This is a genomic window from Escherichia sp. KTE52 (assembly GCF_000408325.1).
Classification (GTDB): Bacteria; Pseudomonadota; Gammaproteobacteria; order Enterobacterales; family Enterobacteriaceae; genus Escherichia; species Escherichia marmotae.
Genome location: NZ_KE138677.1, coordinates 868,296 through 887,566, shown reverse-complemented (window position 1 = coordinate 887,566; position 19,271 = coordinate 868,296). Strand labels below are relative to the sequence as shown.

The 19,271-nt window shown below is 53.6% G+C and carries 17 protein-coding genes; 14 read left to right on the top strand and 3 right to left on the bottom strand.

Annotated features, from left to right (window positions below; all coding sequences use genetic code 11):
• Nucleotides 1-61 precede the first annotated feature (61 nt).
• On the bottom strand, nucleotides 62-1,762 hold the full coding sequence (gene narQ / locus A1SC_RS12860; protein ID WP_016262245.1) for a nitrate/nitrite two-component system sensor histidine kinase NarQ: 1,701 nt from the start codon (nucleotides 1,760-1,762) through the stop codon (nucleotides 62-64).
• Nucleotides 1,763-1,967: 205 nt separating this feature from the next.
• Between narQ and aegA the strand changes: the two genes are divergently transcribed.
• The 3 genes from aegA to A1SC_RS12875 all read left to right on the top strand — a co-directional run bounded on the left by aegA (nucleotide 1,968) and on the right by A1SC_RS12875 (nucleotide 5,759).
• Nucleotides 1,968-3,947 carry a formate-dependent uric acid utilization protein AegA gene (gene aegA / locus A1SC_RS12865; RefSeq protein ID WP_016262244.1) on the top strand — a complete coding sequence of 660 codons (1,980 nt, stop codon included), beginning with the start codon at nucleotides 1,968-1,970 and terminating at the stop codon, nucleotides 3,945-3,947.
• Nucleotides 3,948-4,014: 67 nt separating this feature from the next.
• Nucleotides 4,015-4,590: a GDP-mannose pyrophosphatase NudK gene (gene nudK / locus A1SC_RS12870; protein ID WP_016262243.1), complete on the top strand. Its 576-nt coding sequence runs from the start codon at nucleotides 4,015-4,017 to the stop codon at nucleotides 4,588-4,590.
• A gap of 125 nt (nucleotides 4,591-4,715) precedes the next feature.
• Nucleotides 4,716-5,759 (top strand): DUF1176 domain-containing protein, encoded by a 1,044-nt coding sequence (locus tag A1SC_RS12875; RefSeq protein WP_016262242.1) that lies wholly within the window; start codon nucleotides 4,716-4,718, stop codon nucleotides 5,757-5,759.
• A gap of 142 nt (nucleotides 5,760-5,901) precedes the next feature.
• Here A1SC_RS12875 and tkt read toward each other — a convergent pair whose 3' ends face one another.
• Together tkt and tal are read right to left on the bottom strand one after the other, a co-directional pair.
• Nucleotides 5,902-7,905 carry a transketolase gene (tkt, locus tag A1SC_RS12880; protein ID WP_000087315.1) on the bottom strand — a complete coding sequence of 668 codons (2,004 nt, stop codon included), beginning with the start codon at nucleotides 7,903-7,905 and terminating at the stop codon, nucleotides 5,902-5,904.
• A gap of 19 nt (nucleotides 7,906-7,924) precedes the next feature.
• Nucleotides 7,925-8,875: a transaldolase gene (tal, locus tag A1SC_RS12885; RefSeq protein WP_001003730.1), complete on the bottom strand. Its 951-nt coding sequence runs from the start codon at nucleotides 8,873-8,875 to the stop codon at nucleotides 7,925-7,927.
• 285 nt (nucleotides 8,876-9,160) lie between these two features.
• Here tal and maeB point away from each other — a divergent pair, with 285 nt between their 5' ends.
• The 11 genes from maeB to eutG all read left to right on the top strand — a co-directional run bounded on the left by maeB (nucleotide 9,161) and on the right by eutG (nucleotide 19,214).
• Nucleotides 9,161-11,440, top strand: coding sequence for an NADP-dependent oxaloacetate-decarboxylating malate dehydrogenase (gene maeB / locus A1SC_RS12890; RefSeq protein WP_000342663.1), 2,280 nt, complete (start codon nucleotides 9,161-9,163; stop codon nucleotides 11,438-11,440).
• 292 nt (nucleotides 11,441-11,732) lie between these two features.
• Entirely contained in the window at nucleotides 11,733-12,068 is a 336-nt protein-coding gene (eutS, locus tag A1SC_RS12895; RefSeq protein WP_000356954.1) for an ethanolamine utilization microcompartment protein EutS, read from the top strand.
• 12 nt (nucleotides 12,069-12,080) lie between these two features.
• Nucleotides 12,081-12,560, top strand: a complete 480-nt coding sequence (eutP, locus tag A1SC_RS12900) for an ethanolamine utilization acetate kinase EutP (RefSeq protein ID WP_016262241.1) — start codon at nucleotides 12,081-12,083, stop codon at nucleotides 12,558-12,560.
• Nucleotides 12,535-13,236: an ethanolamine utilization acetate kinase EutQ gene (eutQ, locus tag A1SC_RS12905; protein ID WP_000733938.1), complete on the top strand. Its 702-nt coding sequence runs from the start codon at nucleotides 12,535-12,537 to the stop codon at nucleotides 13,234-13,236. Before eutP ends, eutQ begins: the two co-directional genes overlap by 26 nt.
• Nucleotides 13,233-14,036 carry an ethanolamine utilization cob(I)yrinic acid a,c-diamide adenosyltransferase EutT gene (gene eutT / locus A1SC_RS12910; RefSeq protein ID WP_016262240.1) on the top strand — a complete coding sequence of 268 codons (804 nt, stop codon included), beginning with the start codon at nucleotides 13,233-13,235 and terminating at the stop codon, nucleotides 14,034-14,036. The genes eutQ and eutT overlap by 4 nt, the downstream gene beginning before the upstream one ends.
• Nucleotides 14,033-15,049, top strand: coding sequence for a phosphate acetyltransferase (pta, locus tag A1SC_RS12915; protein ID WP_016262239.1), 1,017 nt, complete (start codon nucleotides 14,033-14,035; stop codon nucleotides 15,047-15,049). Before eutT ends, pta begins: the two co-directional genes overlap by 4 nt.
• A 38-nt stretch (nucleotides 15,050-15,087) precedes the next feature.
• Nucleotides 15,088-15,381, top strand: coding sequence for an ethanolamine utilization microcompartment protein EutM (gene eutM, locus A1SC_RS12920; protein WP_000387719.1), 294 nt, complete (start codon nucleotides 15,088-15,090; stop codon nucleotides 15,379-15,381).
• 106 nt (nucleotides 15,382-15,487) lie between these two features.
• Complete coding sequence (gene eutN, locus A1SC_RS12925; RefSeq protein ID WP_000762196.1) at nucleotides 15,488-15,775, top strand: ethanolamine utilization microcompartment protein EutN; 288 nt, start codon at nucleotides 15,488-15,490, stop codon at nucleotides 15,773-15,775.
• 11 nt (nucleotides 15,776-15,786) lie between these two features.
• Nucleotides 15,787-17,190: an aldehyde dehydrogenase family protein gene (locus tag A1SC_RS12930; RefSeq protein WP_016262238.1), complete on the top strand. Its 1,404-nt coding sequence runs from the start codon at nucleotides 15,787-15,789 to the stop codon at nucleotides 17,188-17,190.
• A 10-nt stretch (nucleotides 17,191-17,200) separates the two neighbouring features.
• A complete protein-coding gene (gene eutJ, locus A1SC_RS12935) occupies nucleotides 17,201-18,037 on the top strand; it encodes an ethanolamine utilization protein EutJ (protein ID WP_016262237.1) in 837 nt (278 codons plus the stop codon).
• Nucleotides 18,027-19,214, top strand: coding sequence for an ethanolamine utilization ethanol dehydrogenase EutG (gene eutG / locus A1SC_RS12940; RefSeq protein ID WP_001516845.1), 1,188 nt, complete (start codon nucleotides 18,027-18,029; stop codon nucleotides 19,212-19,214). The genes eutJ and eutG overlap by 11 nt, the downstream gene beginning before the upstream one ends.
• Nucleotides 19,215-19,271 lie beyond the last annotated feature (57 nt).

Genomic DNA, 19,271 nt, shown 5'->3' with positions numbered 1-19,271 from the left:
GTATCAGGCTTATATCAGTCGTAGAGCCTTATTTAAAGTCGGCTTATTTCGAGCATGGATGTCAAATAAGCTGGCTTTCCTCACCCTCCGCAGAGCGAAAGCTAATACTCACTAACGTGCCACCGCCAGAAGGTTGCGAAAAAGTCAGCGTACCACCCAGCCGTTCTGCACGCTCGCGCATGATATTCAGACCATAATGACCTTCGGGTTCTTTCGGTTCACCGATGCCGATACCGTTATCACGGATATAGACCGTGTGATTGCCGTCCGGCGCGGTGACGCAACTGACGGCAATTTCGCTGGCGTTGGCGTGCTTCATCGCATTCAGCACCGCCTCGCGAATAATTTGCAACAAATGCACTTGCATTTGTGCATCCAGCGCCAGGGTTGGCAGACGGCAGTCGAGCGTCAGTCTGGCACTGGTTTGGTTTTGCAACGCATCCAGCATTTCACGCAGCGCAGAGGGGAGATCCGCCTGCTGGAGTGTCAGACGGAAAGTGGTCAACAGCTCGCGCAACTGCCGATAAGCATCATTCAACGCCTGGGAAAAATCGGCCATGATACTTTGTGCGGTGGCGTTATCTTCCGGTATCGAACGCTTCAGTAATGTCAACTGGATACGTAAGTAAGAAAGCACCTGTGCCAGCGAGTCGTGCAACTCGCGGGCGATGGTTGCGCGTTCTTCCATCAACAGCAACTGCTGAAAATGCTTCTGCGCCTGATTAAAGTACAAACCACGGCCCAGCATCGACGAAACGCTGTTAAGCAGCGGTTCTGACGCTGACACGTTACTATTTTGCCAGTGTAGTTCGCCATACACTGTCTCTTGCATGGTCACCGGCAAAATTTGCATCGGCAGTTCAGGGTTTGGCTTTCCTTCGCTAATCCGCCAGTTTTCACCAACGTTAAGCTCCAGGTAATCAGCCGCTTCATTGTCGCGAACAATCTGCAAAATATGACGGAAACAATGTACATCAATCTGGCTGGTATTTAGCGCCTGCGAGCATTGGTACAGCACTTCCAGACGGCGCTTCGCTTCGTGGAGATCGCGGGTTTTTTCTTCTACTGACGCCTCCAGCGAGCGGTACAACTTATGCAGCTCGCTCGACATCTGGTTAAAGGTTTTTGCAAGCAGCCCCAGTTCATTCGGCAGGCTGGTATCCAGTTGCGGTGAGTCGAACTGCCCGTGTTCAATACGCTGACTGGCGGTCACCAGATGATTCAGCGGAGCAACCACCTGATGGCGTATGCGGCGCAGAGTAAAAAAGACCAGCGTGAAAATACCGATGCCGCCAGCCAGAGAAATCGCCACCACCAGCAGCATTTTGCGTTCAGCGTAGTGCTGCAAAGCCAGCACGAACAGGTCTATCTGATTGACATAACTATTGATATTAGCCTGATACCACGGCAAATCGCCGTTAATGAGCCGGTTATTCATCTCCAGCCAGTTGGCATTTAAATGCGCATAGCGAGTTTTTACCGCTTCTGGCACATACCAGACGTTGAGATTGGTTAATACCGGTGAATGCAGTGCCTGCTGGAACAGTTGGCGATGCGCATTGAGCTGCGGGCTGCCGCGTTGCAGATCGTAACCCAAACGATAACTTTGCATACGTAGCGATCCGGCAATATTGATCGCTTCGGCATCGCGCAAACTGCTCGCCAAAGTTAGCAGAGCAATACCAGTGGAAAGGATCGACAGCAGCACAATGTAAAAAAAGGCCCGGGCCAGACTGGCCGAGACGGGTCGTTTGACAATCACACGCGTCTTCTCCACATAAAATAATTAATGTTTCAGGTCGCTGAAACGCAATTTAATAAGCGATGAGATTATTTGATCTGCCACAGTTTATAGCGAAATAGTTACTTGTCCTGGGCAAATGAATATTGCCGATTCCCCTGTAAGTCGGGTAATAACAACACTCATATAAAGAATAAGGTTTTTACAACCAAAAAAGAAGGTCGTTATGAATCGTTTTATTATGGCCAACAGTCAGCAATGTCTGGGTTGTCATGCTTGTGAAATCGCCTGTGTCATGGCTCACAATGATGAACAACATGTCTTGAGCCAACACCATTTTCACCCCCGAATTACGGTTATTAAACATCAGCAACAGCGTAGTGCGGTAACCTGCCATCACTGCGAAGATGCGCCCTGTGCCCGTAGCTGCCCCAATGGCGCGATCAGCCATGTTGATGACAGTATTCAGGTCAATCAACAAAAGTGCATTGGCTGTAAATCCTGCGTGGTGGCCTGTCCGTTTGGCACCATGCAAATCGTCCTGACCCCCGTTGCTGCGGGTAAAGTGAAAGCTACAGCGCATAAATGCGACCTGTGCGCAGGGCGAGAAAACGGCCCCGCCTGTGTCGAAAACTGCCCGGCGGATGCGTTGCAACTGGTCACCGACTCCACATTATCCGGCATGGCGAAATCCCGCCGCTTACGCACCGCTCGTCAGGAACATCAACCCTGGCATGCCAGTACAACGGCACAAGAAATGCCGGTGATGAGTAAAGTTGAGCAAATGCAGGCAACGCCCGCGCGCGGCGAGCCGGATAAACTGGCAATTGAAGCGCGTAAAACTGGCTTTGATGAGATTTATCTACCGTTTCGTGCCGATCAGGCGCAGCGAGAAGCCTCGCGCTGCCTGAAGTGCGGTGAACACAGCGTCTGTGAATGGACTTGCCCGCTGCATAACCATATTCCACAGTGGATTGAACTGGTGAAAGCCGGAAACATCGACGCAGCGGTCGAGCTTTCTCACCAGACCAACACCCTGCCAGAAATTACCGGGCGTGTCTGCCCGCAAGACCGCCTGTGTGAAGGTGCCTGCACCATTCGCGATGAACACGGCGCGGTAACCATCGGCAACATTGAACGCTACATTTCGGATCAGGCGCTGGCGAAAGGCTGGCGGCCTGACTTAAGCCACGTCACCAAAGTCGACAAGCGGGTGGCGATTATCGGCGCGGGGCCGGCGGGGCTGGCTTGTGCGGATGTCCTGACGCGTAACGGTGTTGAGGTGACGGTGTACGATCGCCATCCGGAAATCGGCGGCCTGCTCACCTTTGGCATTCCTTCTTTTAAACTGGATAAATCTCTGCTGGCGCGTCGTCGGGAAATCTTCAGCGCGATGGGAATTCACTTCGAACTCAATTGTGAAGTGGGCAAAGATGTCTCTTTGGATGCGTTGCTGGAACAGTATGATGCGGTCTTCGTTGGCGTAGGTACTTACCGTTCCATGAAAGCGGGCTTACCCAATGAAGATGCGCCGGGCGTTTATGACGCTCTGCCGTTCCTCATTGCTAACACCAAACAGGTGATGGGGCTTGAAGAATTACCGGAAGAGCTGTTTATCAATACCGCCGGACTAAATGTCGTGGTACTGGGCGGTGGCGACACCGCAATGGACTGTGTGCGCACCGCGTTGCGTCACGGCGCGAGTAACGTCACCTGTGCCTATCGTCGTGACGAAGCTAACATGCCTGGCTCGAAAAAAGAGGTGAAAAACGCCCGCGAAGAGGGAGCGAACTTCGAATTTAACGTCCAGCCGGTGGCGCTTGAGCTGAATGAACAAGGTCACGTTTGCGGAATTCGTTTCCTGCGCACGCGTCTTGGTGAAGCGGATGCACAAGGACGTCGACGTCCGGTGCCGGTTGAAGGCAGTGAATTTGTCATGCCAGCCGACGCGGTGATTATGGCGTTTGGTTTTAACCCGCACGGGATGCCGTGGCTGGAGTCGCACGGTGTCACTGTGGATAAATGGGGCCGTATTGTGGCGGACGTTGAAAGCCAGTACCGTTACCAGACGACGAACCCGAAAATCTTCGCCGGTGGCGACGCCGTGCGTGGTGCGGATCTGGTGGTTACTGCAATGGCGGAAGGGCGTCATGCGGCGCAGGGAATTATTGACTGGCTGGGGGTAAAATCAGTCAAATCTCACTAATTTCATACACAGACAAACCCGACTTCACAGCGTAAGATAACAGTTCATTTCGCGCTGTGGAGTCGGTATGACGCAACAAATCACCCTCATCAAAGACAAAGTTCTCTCCGATAACTATTTCACCCTGCACAACATTACTTATGATCTTACGCGCAAAGATGGCGAAGTGATCCGCCATAAACGTGAGGTTTATGATCGCGGTAATGGCGCGACGATCCTTCTGTACAACGCGAAGAAAAAGACCGTGGTGCTGATTCGTCAGTTCCGCGTTGCCACCTGGGTTAATGGCAATGAAAGTGGGCAGTTGATTGAAACCTGCGCCGGGCTGTTGGATAACGATGAACCGGAAGTCTGTATTCGCAAAGAAGCGATTGAAGAGACGGGTTATGAAGTTGGTGAAGTACGCAAATTATTTGAACTGTATATGTCGCCTGGCGGTGTGACCGAGTTAATCCACTTTTTTATCGCGGAATACAGTGACAGTCAGCGCGCTAACGCGGGTGGCGGCGTAGAAGATGAAGATATTGAAGTGCTCGAGCTGCCGTTCAGCCAGGCGCTGGAGATGATCAAAACTGGCGAGATACGTGACGGTAAGACAGTGTTATTGCTTAACTATTTGCAAGCGTCACATTTAATGGACTGAAAAGTAACAATAATATTTCGCTGATTATTATTGGCTCAATCCGATAAATCCGATTGAGCCGCGCTATCTGCGCAACGAAGATACGACTTGTGCTGTTTGTTTGAACTTCTGGGGTCGTACCGTCCATGCGCTATCGCATTTTCCTTCTCATGTTTATCGCTTTGTTGCCGACGTCTTTAGCGTGGGCAGCACCAGCGCAACGGACGTTTTCCGACTGGCAGGTCACTTGTAATAATCAAAATTTCTGCGTAGCGCGCAACACAGGCGATCACAATGGGTTGGTGATGACTCTTAGCCGCAGTGCCGGGGCGCATACCGACGCCGTTTTACGTATTGAGCGTGGTGGTTTGAAATCACCGGATGCGTTGGAAGAGGAGATAGGGCCACGACTACTATTAGATGGCAAGCCGCTGGCATTAATAGGAGATAAGTGGCGAATTTCGCCGTGGTTATTAGTGACCGATGATACGGCGACCATCACCGCGTTTTTAAAGAGGGTTCAGGATGGGAAGGCAATCACCTTACGTGACGGCGAGCAGACCATTTCTTTGAGCGGTTTAAAAGCGGCGTTGATATTTATTGATGCCCAACAAAAGCGCATTGGTAGTGAAACCGCGTGGATCAAGAAAGGGGATGAGCCGCCGCTTAGCGTGCCGCCTGCGCCTGCACTGAAAGAGGTCGCAGTAGTGAATCCAACGCCAACGCCACTCTCACTTGAAGAACGTAACGATTTGCTGGATTACGGTAACTGGCGGATGAAGGGGCTGCGTTGTTCGCTTGACCCGTTGCGTCGTGAAGTGAGCGTCACGGCGCTGACCGACGACAAGGCATTAATGATGATTGGCTGTGAGGCTGGCGCGTATAACACCATTGATCTGGCGTGGATCGTTTCGCGTAAAAAACCGCTGGCATCGCGCCCGGTAAGGTTGCGCTTACCGTTCAACAACGGTCAGGAGACGAATGAACTGGAGTTGATGAACGCGACATTTGATGAAAAGTCGCGTGAACTGGTGACGTTAGCGAAAGGGCGTGGGTTAAGCGATTGTGGTATCCAGACTCGCTGGCGTTTTGACGGCCAGCGCTTTCGTCTGGTGCGTTACGCCGCAGAGCCAACCTGCGATAACTGGCATGGACCAGACGCCTGGCCCACGTTGTGGATCACCCGTTAAACATCATGGCGGGAACATGTAAGCCTGATAAGACGCGCCAGGCCGGATAAGACGCGGTAGGCCGGATAAGACGCGTCAGCGTCGCATCCGGCAATCAGCATCCGGCAATCAGCATCCGGCAATCAGCATCCGGCAATCAGCATCAGACGCCTTTTACCCCAAGCACCTTATGCGCTTTTGCCACAATATTCTCGGCAGTAAAGCCAAAGAACGGGAACAGTTTATCCGCCGGAGCAGATTCGCCATAACCCGTCATTCCGACAATCGCCCCTTTCAGACCGACATATTTGTACCAGTAATCGGCAATACCTGCTTCTACCGCTACGCGGGCAGAAACGTTTGAGGGCAGCACCGACTCACGATATTCCTCATCCTGGGCGTCAAAAATATCCGTCGAGGGTAAGGAAACCACGCGCACATTGCGTCCTTCGCCCGCCAGTTTCTCTGCCGCTTGCAGGGTAATCTCCATCTCTGAACCGGTAGCAATCAAGATAATATCCGGCTTGCCGCCGCTGTCTTTCAACACATAACCGCCACGAGCAATCTCTTTCACCTGCTCCGGAGTGCGTTCCACCTGGGCCAGATTTTGTCTGGAGAGGATCAGCGCCGTCGGTCCGTTATGGCGCTCAACCGCCAGTTTCCAGCCCACCGCCGCTTCTACCTGATCGCACGGTCGCCAGGTGCTGAAATTCGGCGTTAAGCGCAAACTGGCCAGTTGCTCAACCGCCTGGTGCGTCGGGCCATCTTCCCCCAGACCAATCGAGTCATGGGTATAAACCATAATCTGCCGCGCTTTCATCAGTGCCGCCATACGCGCGGCATTGCGGGCATATTCAACAAACATCAGGAACGTTGCGGTATACGGTACAAATCCACCGTGGTGCGCGATGCCGTTGGCGATAGCGGTCATACCAAATTCACGCACCCCGTAGTGAATATAATTCCCTGCTGGATCTTCCTTCAGCGACACAGAACCTTTCCAGATGGTGAGGTTGCTGGGAGCCAGATCCGCTGAACCGCCAAGCAGCTCCGGCAGCATTGGGCCGTAAGCGTTAAGCGTATTTTGCGAGGCTTTGCGGGTCGCGATTTTCGCCGGATTCGCCTGCAACTCATTGATATATTTCTGAGTCGTTTTCTCCCAGTCTTTCGGCAAACCGCCACTCATCCGGCGGGTAAACTCTTCTGCCAGTTGTGGATGGGCTTTTTTATACGCGGCAAACTTCTCATTCCAGCTCTGCTGCGCTTTTTCGCCTTTTTCGCGGCCATCCCAGGCGTGGTAAATCTCTTTGGGGATCTCAAAGGGTGGATGATGCCAGCCCAGTTTTTGCCGTGCCAGCGCCACTTCTTCTTCACCCAGTGGGGCGCCGTGCGCCTCTTCTTTACCCGCTTTATTAGGCGAGCCAAAGCCAATCACCGTGCGGCAGATAATCAGCGACGGCTTATCTTTCACGCTTTGTGCTTCGAGAATAGCTTCCTTCACCGCTTGCGGATCGTGACCGTCGATTTCGTGGACAACATGCCAGTGATAGGCTTCAAAGCGTTTTGCCGTATCGTCGGTAAACCAGCCTTCAGTTTCACCATCAATCGAAATCCCGTTGTGATCGTAAAAACCAATCAGCTTACCGAGTCCCAGCGTTCCCGCCAGTGAACAGACCTCATGGGAGATACCTTCCATCAGGCAACCATCACCCATAAACACATAAGTGAAGTGATCGACAATCTCATGATCCGGCTGGTTAAACTGCGCCGCCAGCGTGCGTTCTGCTATCGCCAGTCCGACTGCGTTCGCCAGCCCCTGACCCAGCGGCCCCGTGGTGGTTTCTACGCCCGGCGTATAGCCAATCTCCGGGTGACCTGGTGTTTTTGAATGTAGCTGACGGAAGTTCTTCAGCTCTTCCAGCGGCAGGTCGTAACCGGTCAGATGCAGCAAACTGTAGAGCAGCATCGATGCGTGACCGTTAGAGAGAATAAAGCGGTCGCGATCATACCAGGTCGGGTCGGTGGGGTTATGTTTAAGAAAATCGTTCCACAACACTTCGGCAATATCGGCCATGCCCATCGGCGCGCCGGGATGACCAGAATTGGCTTTTTGCACCGCATCCATACTGAGCGCGCGAATCGCATTGGCAAGGTCTTTTCGGGACATAGAACACTCCGTGGCTGGTTTACAGTTTGGCGGCAAGAAGATCTTCCAGTTTGCGTTGATCGACAGCGAACAGGCGGATGCCTTCAGACAGTTTTTCTACCGCCATCGCATCCTGATTGTGTTCCCAACGAAATTCCGCTTCGCTCATAGGGGTAGGGCGCGGGAAATGCTGAGAAGGCGGGATTAATTTACGTACCACCGGCGAGACTTTTTCCTGCAACTCTTTCAGCAAGTTCGGCGCGATGGTCAGACGGTCACAACCGGTTAAAGCGAGGATTTGCTCGGTACGGCGGAAACTTGCGCCCATCACGATGGTTTCGTAACGGTGCTGTTTATAGTAGTCGTAGATATTGCGTACTGATTTGACGCCCGGATCTTCTTCTACCACATATGGGTCCATTGGTTTGCGCGCCTGATACCAGTCATAAATACGGCCCACAAACGGTGAAATCAGAAAAACGCCTGCTTCTGCGCAGGCTCGTGCCTGAGCAAAGGAAAACAGCAGCGTCAGATTGCAATTAATACCTTCTTTTTCCAGCTCTTCTGCCGCGCGAATTCCTTCCCATGTCGAAGCCAACTTGATCAGAATGCGTGACTTCTCAACGCCTTGCTGCTGGTACAAATCCACCAGATGGCGCGCTTTCTCAATACTCTTTTCTTTATCAAAAGAGAGGCGTGCATCAACTTCTGTCGACACACGACCGGGTACGATTTTGAGAATTTCTGTACCGAAATTGACCGCCAGTTTGTCACAGGCCGCGACGACTTGTTGTTCCTGGGTTTGACCGTTTTTTTTACCCCAGGCAATAGCATCGTCTATTAAATGCTCATATTGTGATAATCCGGCAGCCTTGAGTAACAGCGAAGGATTGGTGGTGGCATCCTGAGGATGGTAGTGACGAATGGACTCAATATCGCCACTGTCTGCCACGACCGTGGTGAACTGTTTGATGCCGTCTAACTCGTTCATAGGAAATACTCCTTGAAAAGTAAAGTGTTAGATGAGTGCGTTAATTCACACTTCTGACAAATTTCGCGAAACGCATCAAAAAAGCATAGCAGACAGGCATGGTATTGCTGGATTAAGCAGGTAACATCAGTGTTATAGGATTATTACCGAAACATTATTTTGATGTGGAGAGTTTGGACTTGCTCAAAGTCTGAAAGCTCCGGCAAGGTGATAATGTGCGCCACGTTGTGGGCGAAGGCAGCAACCCACACATTTTTGTGAACGTTACGTGAAAGGAACAACCAAATGGATGACCAGTTAAAACAAAGTGCACTTGATTTCCATGAATTTCCAGTCCCAGGGAAAATCCAGGTTTCTCCGACCAAACCTCTGGCAACGCAGCGCGATCTGGCGCTGGCCTATTCGCCTGGCGTCGCCGCGCCTTGTCTTGAAATCGAAAAAGATCCGTTAAAAGCCTACAAATATACAGCGCGCGGTAACCTGGTGGCGGTGATCTCTAACGGTACGGCAGTGCTGGGGCTCGGTAACATTGGAGCACTGGCAGGCAAACCGGTAATGGAAGGCAAGGGCGTTCTGTTTAAGAAATTCGCCGGGATAGATGTGTTTGACATCGAAGTTGATGAGCTGGACCCGGATAAATTTATTGAAGTGGTCGCCGCACTCGAACCGACGTTCGGTGGTATCAACCTTGAAGACATTAAAGCGCCAGAATGTTTCTACATTGAGCAGAAACTGCGCCAGCGAATGAACATTCCGGTATTCCATGACGACCAGCACGGTACGGCAATCATCAGCACCGCCGCCATCCTCAACGGCTTGCGCGTGGTGGAGAAAAATATCTCCGACGTAAGGATGGTGGTTTCTGGCGCAGGTGCAGCGGCAATCGCCTGTATGAACCTGCTGGTGGCGCTGGGTCTGCAAAAACACAACATCGTAGTTTGCGACTCAAAAGGCGTTATCTATCAGGGGCGCGAGCCGAACATGGCGGAAACCAAAGCGGCATATGCAGTTGTGGATGACGGCAAACGTACCCTCGACGATGTGATTGAAGGCGCGGATATTTTCCTCGGCTGTTCCGGCCCGAAAGTGCTGACCCAGGAGATGGTGAAGAAAATGGCTCGCGCGCCGATGATTCTGGCGCTGGCGAACCCGGAACCGGAAATTCTGCCGCCGCTGGCGAAAGAAGTGCGTCCGGACGCCATCATCTGTACCGGTCGTTCCGACTATCCGAACCAGGTCAACAACGTGCTTTGCTTCCCGTTCATCTTCCGTGGCGCGCTGGACGTTGGCGCAACGGCCATCAACGAAGAGATGAAACTGGCAGCGGTACGCGCAATTGCTGAACTGGCTCATGCGGAACAGAGCGAAGTGGTTGCTTCTGCCTATGGCGATCAGGATCTGAGCTTTGGCCCGGAATACATTATTCCTAAACCGTTCGATCCACGTCTGATCGTCAAGATCGCGCCAGCGGTGGCAAAAGCGGCAATGGAGTCCGGTGTGGCGACGCGCCCGATTGCCGACTTTGACGCCTACATCGACAAGTTGACCGAGTTCGTTTACAAAACCAACCTGTTTATGAAGCCGATTTTCTCCCAGGCTCGCAAAGCGCCGAAGCGCGTTGTCCTGCCTGAAGGGGAAGAGGCGCGCGTTCTGCACGCGACTCAGGAACTGGTAACGCTGGGACTGGCAAAACCAATTCTTATTGGTCGTCCAAATGTGATCGAAATGCGCATTCAGAAACTGGGTTTGCAGATCAAAGCGGGCGTTGATTTTGAGATCGTCAATAACGAATCCGATCCGCGCTTTAAAGAGTACTGGAGCGAATACTTCCAGATCATGAAGCGTCGTGGTGTAACTCAGGAACAGGCGCAGCGTGCTCTGATCAGCAACCCGACTGTGATCGGCGCGATCATGGTTCAGCGTGGCGAAGCCGATGCAATGATCTGCGGTACGGTGGGCGAATATCACGAACACTTCAGCGTGGTGAAAAATGTGTTTGGCTATCGCGATGGTGTTCACACCGCTGGCGCAATGAACGCGCTGCTGCTGCCGAGTGGTAACACCTTTATTGCTGATACTTACGTCAATAATGAGCCAGATGCAGAAGAGCTGGCGGAGATCACCTTGATGGCGGCAGAAACGGTCCGTCGTTTCGGTATTGAGCCGCGCGTTGCTCTGCTGTCGCATTCCAACTTCGGCTCTTCTGACTGCCCGTCGTCAAGCAAGATGCGTAAAGCGCTGGAGCTGGTGAGAGAACGTGCTCCTGAACTGATGATTGATGGTGAAATGCATGGTGACGCGGCGCTGGTAGAAGCGATTCGCAACGACCGTATGCCGGACAGCCCTTTGAAAGGTTCCGCCAATATTCTGGTGATGCCGAACATGGAAGCCGCCCGCATTAGTTACAACTTGTTGCGCGTTTCCAGCTCGGAAGGTGTGACGGTCGGCCCGGTGCTGATGGGCGTGGCAAAACCGGTTCACGTATTAACGCCAATCGCGTCAGTGCGTCGTATCGTTAACATGGTGGCGCTGGCCGTGGTTGAAGCGCAAACTCAACCGCTGTAATTCTTAATGTTAAATCACGCTTACCCTGAATTATTCGGGGTAAGCGATTTACCGCAATATATCAGAAGGGATTATTACTGGTTTTTCGAATAATAAAGTACGCCATATAAAAATAAATCAATTATCAATTTAATTATATTCATGTGCTGCACGTGAAAATTTATGCATTACATAAAATATCTCCCCATTCTTAGTGATCTACCTCACCTTTCAAACTCGCTTGCCGAATTTTGTTATTTACTCTGACGAAAAATTGTCACGATAGCCGCAAGTTTTTCACAGGCGGCGACTCATGGATAAAGAACGCATCATTCAGGAATTTGTGCCCGGGAAACAGGTCACGCTGGCACATCTCATTGCGCACCCTGGCGAGGAACTGGCGAAGAAAATCGGTGTTCCGGATGCAGGTGCAATCGGCATTATGACGCTAACTCCCGGCGAAACGGCGATGATTGCCGGTGATTTAGCATTGAAAGCCGCCGACGTACACATTGGTTTTCTCGACCGCTTCAGTGGTGCTCTGGTGATTTATGGCTCGGTGGGCGCAGTGGAAGAAGCTTTATTACAAACCGTTAGCGGTTTAGGGCGCTTATTAAATTATACGCTGTGTGAAATGACGAAAAGTTAATACGAGGCATTCATGAAACGAATCGCGTTTGTGGGGGCCGTCGGGGCAGGAAAAACAACGCTTTTTAATGCTTTGCAGGGGAATTACGCTCTCGCCAGAAAAACGCAGGCTGTGGAATTTAATGATAAGGGTGATATTGATACTCCAGGTGAATATTTTAGCCATCCCCGCCTGTATCACGCCTTAATTACCACGCTACAGGATGTGGACATGCTGATCTATGTCCACGGCGCGAATGACCCGGAAAGCCGATTACCTGCCTGGTTGCTGGATATTGGCGTTATTAAACGGCAAATCGCCGTCATCAGTAAAACGGACATGCCAGATGCTGACATCGCCGCTACGCGACAGCTATTGCTTGAGACGGGCTTCGAAGAACCGATTTTCGCGCTAAACAGCCACGACCCGCAAAGCGTGCAGCAACTGGTGGATTATCTGGCATCTCTCACCGAACAGGAGGAAGCAGGTGAAAAAACTCATCACAGCGAATGATATTCGTGAAGCACATTCACGCGGCGAACAGGCAATGTCCGTGGTTCTGCGTGCCAGCATTATTACCCCGGAAGCGCGAGAAGTGGCGGCCCTGCTGGGGGTTACCATCATCGAGTGCGATGAATCGACGCCGGTAACGGCATCCGTTCCCGCCAGCGCGCCAGCCGATAAAACCGAAAACCAGCGCATCCGCGAAACCATCATCGCCCAGTTACCGGAAGGCCAGTTTACCGAAAGCCTGGTCGCGCAACTGATGGAAAAAGTGATGAAGGAAAAACAGTCGCTGGAGCAGGGCGCAATGCAGCCGAGCTTTAAATCGGTGACCGGCAAAGGCGGCATCAAAGTGATTGATGGCGGCAGCGTGAAATTTGGTCGTTTCGATGGCGCACAACCGCACTGCGTGGGCTTGACTGATCTCGTGACCGGAGACGACGGTAGCAGCATGGCCGCCGGTTTTATGCAGTGGGAGAACGCCTTCTTCCCGTGGACCCTGAACTACGACGAAATCGACATGGTACTGGAAGGGGAACTGCATGTTCGCCACGAAGGCGAAACCATGATCGCCAAAGCGGGCGATGTGATGTTTATCCCGAAAGGTTCCAGCATCGAATTTGGTACGACATCCAGCGTGAAGTTCCTGTATGTCGCCTGGCCGGCGAACTGGCAATCCCTATGAAAGATTTCATCACCGAAGCATGGCTAAGAGCAAACCATACGCTCAGCGAAGGCGCAGAGATCCATCTCCCTGCGGACAGTCGCCTGATGCCCTCTGCCCGGGAGTTGCTGGAAAGCCGCCATCTGCGCATCAAGTTTATTGATGAGCAGGGGAGTTTGTTTGTTGACGATGAACTGCAGCAGCCGCAGCGTGTTCACGGGTTGACCAGTAGTGATGAATATCCGCAAGCGTGCTGCGAACTGTGTCGCCAGCCGGTGGCAAAAAAGCCTGACACGCTGACTCACCTGTCGGCGGAAAAAATGGTCGCTAAAAGCGATCCGCGCCTGGGTTTTCGCGCTGTCCTCGACAGCACCATTGCGCTGACAGTGTGGCTGCAAATTGAACTGGCGGAACCGTGGCAGCCGTGGCTGGCGGATATCCGTTCGCGTCTTGGCAACATTATGCGTGCCGATGCGTTGGGGGAACCGCTGGCCGATCAGGCGATTGTCGGGTTTTCTGACGAAGAGCTGCATCGGCTTTCTCACCAGCCGCTGCGTTATCTCGACCACGATCATCTGGTGCCGGAAGCCAGCCACGGACGCGATGCGGCGTTGCTGAACCTGCTGCGAACCAAAGTGCGGGAAACCGAAACCGTCGCGGCGCAGGTGTTTATTACCCGCAGTTTTAACGTACTGCGTCCGGACATCTTGCAGGCGCTGAACCGCCTTTCCAGCACGGTTTACGTGATGATGATTTTGAGCGTAACGAAGCAGCCGCTAACGGTGAAACAGATCCAACAACGACTGGGGGAAACGCAATGATTATTGAACGTTGTCGTGAACTGGCGTTGCGAGCGCCCGCCAGAGTGGTTTTTCCGGATGCGTTAGACCAGCGTGTGCTGAAAGCTGCGCAATATCTGCATCAGCAAGGCCTGGCGACGCCCATTCTGGTCGCCAGTCCGTTTGAACTTCGCCAGTTTGCGTTCACTCATGGTGTGGCGATGGATGGACTACAGGCCATTGATCCGCATGGCAACCTCGCAATGCGGGAAGAATTTGCCCAGCGCTGGCTGACCCGTGCGGGAGAAAAAACGCCGCCGGATGCGCTGGAAAAACTCACCGACCCGTTGATGTTCGCCGCCGCGATGGTTAGCGCCGGTAAAGCGGATGTCTGTATCGCGGGCAATCTCTCTTCCACGGCGAATGTGTTGCGTGCCGGATTACGCATTATTGGTTTGCAACCTAACTGTAAAACGCTCTCCTCCATTTTCCTGATGTTGCCGCAGTACAGCGGCCCGGTGTTGGGTTTTGCCGATTGCAGCGTAGTGCCGCAACCAACGGCGACGCAACTGGCTGATATCGCGCTTGCCAGCGCCGAAACATGGCGGGCTATCACCGGAGAAGAGCCGCGCGTGGCGATGCTGTCATTTTCCAGCAACGGCAGCGCCCGCCACCCCTGCGTTGCTAACGTTCAGCAGGCGACAGAAATAATCCGTGAACGCGCGCCACAACTGGTAGTGGATGGCGAGTTGCAGTTTGACGCCGCCTTTGTGCCGGAAGTGGCAGCGCAAAAAGCGCCTGCCAGCCCGCTTCAGGGCAACGCCAATGTGATGGTTTTTCCGTCGCTAGAGGCGGGAAATATTGGCTACAAAATCGCACAACGACTTGGCGGATATCGTGCCGTCGGGCCATTGATACAAGGACTTGCCGCGCCGATGCACGATCTCTCGCGTGGTTGTAGCGTGCAGGAAATTATCGAGCTGGCGCTGGTGGCCGCCGTACCGCGTCAGACAAAAGTGAACCGCGAAAGCAGTTTATCCACACTGGTTGAATGAACGGTCCCGTTCTGGACCCCTATAAAGAGGAAAACACAATGGAAGCATTAGGAATGATCGAAACCCGGGGCCTGGTTGCACTGATTGAGGCTTCTGATGCGATGGTGAAAGCCGCGCGCGTCAAACTGGTTGGTGTTAAGCAGATTGGTGGCGGTCTGGTGACTGCAATGGTTCGCGGTGATGTTGCTGCCTGTAAAGCCGCGACCGATGCCGGTGCCGCAGCGGCACAGCGTATTGGCGAGCTGGTATCCGTACACGTTATCCCGCGTCCGCACGGCGACCTGGAAGAAGTCTTTCCGATCGGCCTGAAAGGCGACAGCAGCAACCTGTAATCACCCTGTGTGACGTCGATTCGGGCGTCACGCTCTCTCCTTGTTCATTTTACCTTCTGCGGAGGGTAGGGGGAGCTTTTACCTGAAATACGCCATGGAGGCGGGTATGAAACTGGCAGTCGTCACAGGACAAATTGTTTGTACCGTACGCCATCACGGACTGGCGCATGACAAATTGCTGATGGTGGAAATGATTGATCCACAGGGAAATCCCGATGGGCAGTGTGCCGTCGCTATCGACAATATTGGCGCAGGAACCGGAGAGTGGGTGTTGCTGGTGAGTGGCAGTTCCGCCCGCCAGGCGCATAAAAGCGAAACATCGCCGGTCGACTTGTGCGTGATTGGCATTGTCGATGAGGTGGTGTCTGGCGGTCAGGTCATTTTCCACAAATAAGGCAGAACATCATGAATCAACAGGATATTGAACAGGTGGTGAAAGCGGTGCTGCTGAAAATGCAAAGCAGTGATACACCGCCCGCCGCCGTTCATGAGATGGGCGTTTTTGCTTCCCTGGATGACGCCGTTGCGGCTGCTAAAGTGGCGCAACCTGAGTTAAAAAGTGTGGCGATGCGCCAGTTAGCCATTGCTGCTATTCGTGAAGCAGGCGAAAAGCACGCCAGAGATTTAGCAGAACTTGCCGTTAGTGAAACCGGCATGGGTCGCGTTGACGATAAATTTGCCAAAAACGTCGCTCAGGCGCGCGGTACGCCGGGTGTTGAATGCCTTTCTCCGCAGGTGCTGACCGGTGATAACGGCCTGACCTTGATTGAAAACGCACCCTGGGGCGTGGTGGCTTCGGTGACACCGTCAACCAATCCGGCGGCAACTGTAATTAATAACGCCATCAGCCTGATCGCCGCGGGTAACAGCGTCATTTTCGCCCCACATCCGGCGGCGAAAAAAGTCTCTCAGCGGGCGATTACGTTACTCAACCAGGCGATTGTCGCCGCAGGCGGGCCAGAAAATTTACTGGTTACCGTGGCAAATCCGGATATCGAAACCGCGCAACGCTTGTTCAGGTTTCCGGGCATTGGCCTTTTGGTGGTGACAGGTGGCGAAGCGGTAGTGGAAGCGGCGCGCAAACACACCAATAAACGCCTGATTGCCGCAGGTGCCGGTAATCCGCCGGTGGTGGTGGATGAAACCGCCGACCTCGCCCGTGCCGCGCAGTCCATCGTCAAAGGCGCTTCTTTCGATAACAACATCATTTGTGCCGATGAAAAGGTACTGATTGTCGTTGATAGCGTAGCCGATGAACTGATGCGCCTGATGGAAGGCCAGCACGCGGTGAAACTGACCGCAGAGCAGGCACAGCAACTGCAATCTGTGTTGCTGAAAAATATCGACGAGCGCGGAAAAGGCACCGTCAGCCGTGACTGGGTAGGTCGTGACGCGGCGAAAATCGCGGCAGCAATTGGCCTGAACGTCCCGCAAGAAACGCGTTTGCTGTTTGTGGAAACCACAGCAGAACATCCCTTTGCCGTTACCGAGCTGATGATGCCGGTGTTGCCTGTCGTGCGCGTCACCAACGTGGCTGATGCCATTGCGCTGGCGGTGAAACTGGAAGGTGGTTGCCACCACACGGCGGCAATGCACTCGCGCAATATCGACAACATGAACCAGATGGCAAACGCCATTGATACCAGCATTTTCGTCAAGAACGGGTCGTGCATTGCCGGGCTGGGGCTGGGCGGAGAAGGCTGGACCACGATGACCATCACCACGCCAACCGGTGAAGGGGTAACCAGCGCGCGGACGTTTGTTCGTCTGCGCCGCTGTGTATTAGTCGATGCGTTTCGCATTGTTTAAGGAGTAACAGATGGCGCACGACGAACAATGGCTCACCCCACGTCTGCAAACAGCAGCAACGTTGTGTAACCAGACGCCAGCGGCGACGGAATCTCCGCTGTGGTTGGGGGTGGATCTGGGCACCTGCGATGTGGTGTCAATGGTCGTCGACCGCGACGGTCAGCCGGTGGCGGTATGCCTCGACTGGGCCGATGTGGTCCGTGACGGCATCGTCTGGGATTTCTTCGGCGCAGTCACCATTGTTCGTCGCCATCTTGACACCCTTGAGCAGCAATTGGGTCGCCGTTTTAGTCATGCGGCGACGTCATTTCCCCCGGGGACGGATGCGCGTATTTCCATCAACGTGCTGGAATCTGCCGGACTGGAAGTGAGTCATGTGCTGGATGAGCCAACGGCGGTGGCAGACCTGCTGCAACTGGACAACGCTGGCGTAGTGGATATCGGCGGTGGCACCACCGGTATTGCCATTGTGAAACAGGGCAAAGTGACTTACTCGGCAGATGAAGCGACTGGCGGACATCATATCTCTCTGACCCTCGCCGGAAATCGTCGCATTCCGCTGGAAGAGGCGGAGCATTACAAGCGCGGTCACGGCAAAGAAATTTGGCCTGCGGTGAAGCCGGTATACGAAAAAATGGCGGACATTGTCGCCCGACATATCGCAGGGCAGAGCATTACTGATTTATGGCTGGCAGGTGGTTCCTGTATGCAACCGGGCGTGGCGGAACTGTTTCGCAAACAATTCCCGGCATTACAGGTGCATTTACCGCAGCACAGTTTGTTTATGACCCCGCTGGCGATAGCCAGTAGCGGGCGAGAGAAAGCGGAGGGGATCTATGCAAAATGAATTGCAAACGGCGCTCTTTCAGGCATTCGATACCCTGAATCTGCAACGGGTAAAAACATTTAGCGTTCCGCCAGTGACGCTCAGCGGTCTGGGCGCGGTGAGCGGTTGTGGACAACAAGCGCAAACCCGTGGCCTGAAACATCTGTTTGTAATGGCAGACAGCTTTTTACATCAGGCGGGGATGACCGCTGGCCTTATGCGTAGTCTGGCCGTCAAAGGAATTGCCATCACGCTCTGGCCGTGTCCGGTGGGCGAACCGTGTATTACTGATGTTTGTGCGGCTGTGGCGCAACTGCGTGAATCGGGTTGCGATGGGGTGATCGCGTTTGGCGGTGGCTCGGTGCTGGATGCGGCGAAAGCCGTTGCGTTGCTGGTGACGAACCCCGATAGCACACTGGCTGGGATGTCAGAAAACAGCGTTCTGCAATCACGCCTGCCGCTGATTGCCATTCCAACGACTGCCGGAACCGGCTCTGAAACCACTAACGTGACGGTGATTATCGACGCAGTGAGCGGGCGCAAGCAGGTATTAGCACATGCTTCGCTGATGCCGGATGTTGCCATTCTCGACGCCGCGCTGACCGAAGGCGTGCCGTCGCATGTCACGGCGATGACCGGTATCGACGCGTTAACTCATGCCATTGAAGCGTACAGCGCGCTGAACGCCACACCGTTTACCGACAGTCTGGCGATTGGCGCAATCGCGATGATCGGTAAATCGTTGCCGAAAGCGGTGGGCTACGGGCATGACCTTGCTGCGCGCGAGAGCATGTTGCTGGCTTCATGTATGGCCGGAATGGCGTTTTCCAGCGCGGGGCTTGGGTTGTGTCACGCGATGGCGCATCAGTCGGGTGCGGCGCTGCATATTCCACACGGTCTGGCGAACGCCATGTTGCTGCCAACGGTGATGGAGTTTAACCGAATGGTTTGTCGTGAACGCTTTAGCCAGGTTGGTCGGGCGCTGCGAACTAAAAAATCGGACGATCGTGACGCTATTAACGCGGTAAGTGAGCTGATTGTGGAAGTTGGGATTGGTAAACGGCTGGGCGATGTTGGTGCGACATCTGCGCATTACGATGCATGGGCGCAGGCCGCGCAGGAAGATATTTGTCTGCGTAGCAACCCGCGTACCGCCAGCCTGGAGCAGATTGTCAGCCTGTACGCAGCGGCGCAATAAACGCCGGATGCGACGCTTGTCGCGTCTTATCCGGCCTACAGGATTGCACATGCAGGG